Origin of the sequence: Massilia sp. TS11, from assembly GCF_022012445.1 — a bacterium.
GTDB lineage: Bacteria > Pseudomonadota > Gammaproteobacteria > Burkholderiales > Burkholderiaceae_D > Telluria.
In genome coordinates, this window is the sequence record NZ_JAKLTS010000030.1 from 1 (window position 1) to 3,139 (window position 3,139).

Sequence of the window (3,139 nt, forward strand, 5' to 3'; positions counted from 1 at the left end):
AGAAGTAAGTTGCTTATTTCTATAGCCGTCAAGGTTATAGGGACAAGTGAATAAGTGCACATGGCGGATGCCTTGGCGATTACAGGCGATGAAGGACGTAGTAGCTTGCGATAAGCTGCGGGGAGCTGGCAAACGAGCTTTGATCCGCAGATTTCCGAATGGGGAAACCCACCCTTTTAGGGTATCACCCACTGAATACATAGGTGTGTGAAGCGAACGTGGCGAACTGAAACATCTAAGTAGCTACAGGAAAAGAAATCAACCGAGATTCCCAAAGTAGTGGCGAGCGAAATGGGAAGAGCCTGCACGTGATAGTCAGCTTGATAGAAGAATCCACTGGAAATTGGAGCCATAGCGGGTGATAGCCCCGTATTCGAAATCAGGTTGGTGGTACTAAGCGTGCGATAAGTAGGGCGGGACACGAGAAATCCTGTCTGAAGATGGGGGGACCATCCTCCAAGGCTAAATACTCGTAATCGACCGATAGTGAACCAGTACCGTGAGGGAAAGGCGAAAAGAACCCCGGGAGGGGAGTGAAATAGAACCTGAAACCGTGTGCATACAAACAGTAGGAGCCTAGAAATGGGTGACTGCGTACCTTTTGTATAATGGGTCAGCGACTTACATTCAGTGGCAAGGTTAACCATATAGGGAAGCCGTAGAGAAATCGAGTCCGAACAGGGCGCCAGTCGCTGGGTGTAGACCCGAAACCAGATGATCTATCCATGGCCAGGTTGAAGGTGCGGTAACACGCACTGGAGGACCGAACCCACTAATGTTGAAAAATTAGGGGATGAGCTGTGGATAGGGGTGAAAGGCTAAACAAATCTGGAAATAGCTGGTTCTCTCCGAAAACTATTTAGGTAGTGCCTCAAGTATCACCACCGGGGGTAGAGCACTGTTATGGCTAGGGGGTCATCGCGACTTACCAAACCATTGCAAACTCCGAATACCGGTGAGTGCGAGCTTGGGAGACAGACATCGGGTGCTAACGTCCGGTGTCAAGAGGGAAACAACCCAGACCGCCAGCTAAGGTCCCAAAGATTGGCTAAGTGGAAAACGAAGTGGGAAGGCTAAAACAGTCAGGATGTTGGCTTAGAAGCAGCCACCATTTAAAGAAAGCGTAATAGCTCACTGATCGAGTCGTCCTGCGCGGAAGATGTAACGGGGCTAAGCCAGTCACCGAAGCTGCGGATATCCGCAAGGATATGGTAGGAGAGCGTTCTGTAAGCCTGCGAAGGTGGCTTGTAAAGGCTGCTGGAGGTATCAGAAGTGCGAATGCTGACATGAGTAGCGATAATGCGGGTGAAAAGCCCGCACGCCGTAAGCCCAAGGTTTCCTGTCCAACGTTCATCGGGGCAGGGTGAGTCGGCCCCTAAGGCGAGGCAGAGATGCGTAGCTGATGGGAAGCAGGTTAATATTCCTGCACCGTCGTATGATGCGATGGGGGGACGGATCGCGGAAGGTTGTCCGACTGTTGGAATAGTCGGTTCCTGTATCAGAGAAGGCACTTAGGCAAATCCGGGTGCGTAATTCAAGGGTATGGGACGAGCGAACTTGTTCGCGAAGCAATCGGAAGTGGTTCCAAGAAAAGCCTCTAAGCTTCAGTCATACGAGACCGTACCGCAAACCGACACAGGTGGGCGAGATGAGTATTCTAAGGCGCTTGAGAGAACTCGGGAGAAGGAACTCGGCAAATTGGTACCGTAACTTCGGGATAAGGTACGCCCCGGTAGCTTGACTGGCCTGCGCCAGAAGGGTGAAAGGGTTGCAATAAACTGGTGGCTGCGACTGTTTAATAAAAACACAGCACTCTGCAAACACGAAAGTGGACGTATAGGGTGTGACGCCTGCCCGGTGCTGGAAGATTAAATGATGGGGTGCAAGCTCTTGATTGAAGTCCCAGTAAACGGCGGCCGTAACTATAACGGTCCTAAGGTAGCGAAATTCCTTGTCGGGTAAGTTCCGACCTGCACGAATGGCGTAACGATGGCCACACTGTCTCCTCCCGAGACTCAGCGAAGTTGAAATGTTTGTGATGATGCAATCTACCCGCGGCTAGACGGAAAGACCCCATGAACCTTTACTGTAGCTTTGCATTGGACTGTGAACCAATCTGTGTAGGATAGGTGGGAGGCTTTGAAACCGGGACGCCAGTTCCGGTGGAGCCGACCTTGAAATACCACCCTGGTTGGTTTGCGGTTCTAACCTTGGCCCATTATCTGGGTCGGGGACAGTGCATGGTAGGCAGTTTGACTGGGGCGGTCTCCTCCCAAAGTGTAACGGAGGAGTTCGAAGGTACGCTAGGTACGGTCGGACATCGTGCTAATAGTGCAATGGCATAAGCGTGCTTAACTGCGAGACCGACAAGTCGAGCAGGTACGAAAGTAGGACATAGTGATCCGGTGGTTCTGTATGGAAGGGCCATCGCTCAACGGATAAAAGGTACTCTGGGGATAACAGGCTGATTCCTCCCAAGAGTTCATATCGACGGGGGAGTTTGGCACCTCGATGTCGGCTCATCACATCCTGGGGCTGTAGCCGGTCCCAAGGGTATGGCTGTTCGCCATTTAAAGTGGTACGCGAGCTGGGTTTAAAACGTCGTGAGACAGTTTGGTCCCTATCTGCCGTGGGCGTTGGAAATTTGAAGGGGGCTGCTCCTAGTACGAGAGGACCGGAGTGGACGAACCTCTGGTGTACCGGTTGTCACGCCAGTGGCATCGCCGGGTAGCTATGTTCGGAAGAGATAACCGCTGAAAGCATCTAAGCGGGAAACTTGCCTTAAGATGAGATTTCCCGGAGCCTTGAGCTCCTTGAAGGGTCGTTCGAGACCAGGACGTTGATAGGTCAGGTGTGGAAGTGCAGTAATGCATTAAGCTAACTGATACTAATTGCCCGTACGGCTTGTCCCTATAACCTTGATGGTTATGGCAACTTACTCGAGTTTTGACTACCAAACCAAGAACTTCTTCCCGATTGCGGGTGCCGCGCATGAGCGCGAACCCTACAAGTCATGCCTGATGACCATAGCAAGTCGGTCCCACCCCTTCCCATCCCGAACAGGACCGTGAAACGACTTTGCGCCGATGATAGTGCTGCAACCAGTGTGAAAGTAGGTTATCGTCAGGCTGTTATTCCC

Annotated in this window: 2 rRNA genes; both read left to right on the forward strand. The window is 51.8% G+C overall.

The annotated features are described in order from the left end of the window. Nucleotides 1-40 precede the first annotated feature (40 nt). A 23S ribosomal RNA gene (locus LZ005_RS21455) occupies nt 41-2,912 on the forward strand. 104 nt (nt 2,913-3,016) lie between these two features. Next, nucleotides 3,017-3,129: ribosomal RNA gene (gene rrf / locus LZ005_RS21460) — 5S ribosomal RNA — on the forward strand. Nucleotides 3,130-3,139: the final 10 nt, after the last annotated feature.